Origin of the sequence: Paracraurococcus lichenis (assembly GCF_030657435.1) — a bacterium.
In the GTDB taxonomy this organism is placed as follows: Bacteria; Pseudomonadota; Alphaproteobacteria; order Acetobacterales; family Acetobacteraceae; genus Paracraurococcus; species Paracraurococcus lichenis.
This window is the reverse complement of sequence record NZ_JAUTWS010000593.1, coordinates 1-271: the sequence shown is the minus strand read 5'-3', so window position 1 is coordinate 271 and position 271 is coordinate 1. Positions and strand designations below refer to the sequence as shown.

Sequence of the window (271 nt, the reverse complement as noted above, 5' to 3'; positions counted from 1 at the left end):
TCAGGTCGCCAATCGCCGCCTGCATGGTACCACCGGGCGGATCGTCGCCGAGCACTTCGCCGAGGAACGACCCTCCCTCAAGAGCCTGCCGGCCGGCCCCTACAACGCCGTGCTCCGCCTCGAGCGCCGCATTACCCGCGAGGGCATGGTCTCGGTCGGCGGCAACCTCAACTCGGTGCCTGACGGCACCCGCAAACGGCCCGTCGAGGTCCAGGTCACTGCCACCGCGGTGCAGATCCTCGAGGCCAGCACGCTGATCGCCGCCCACCCG

General features: G+C 70.5%; 1 protein-coding gene. It reads left to right on the top strand.

Features of this window, described 5'->3' with window-relative positions; genetic code table 11:
* The coding region (locus tag Q7A36_RS41370) for a Mu transposase domain-containing protein (RefSeq protein WP_408903922.1) at positions 1-271 on the top strand (271 nt) is incomplete at both ends.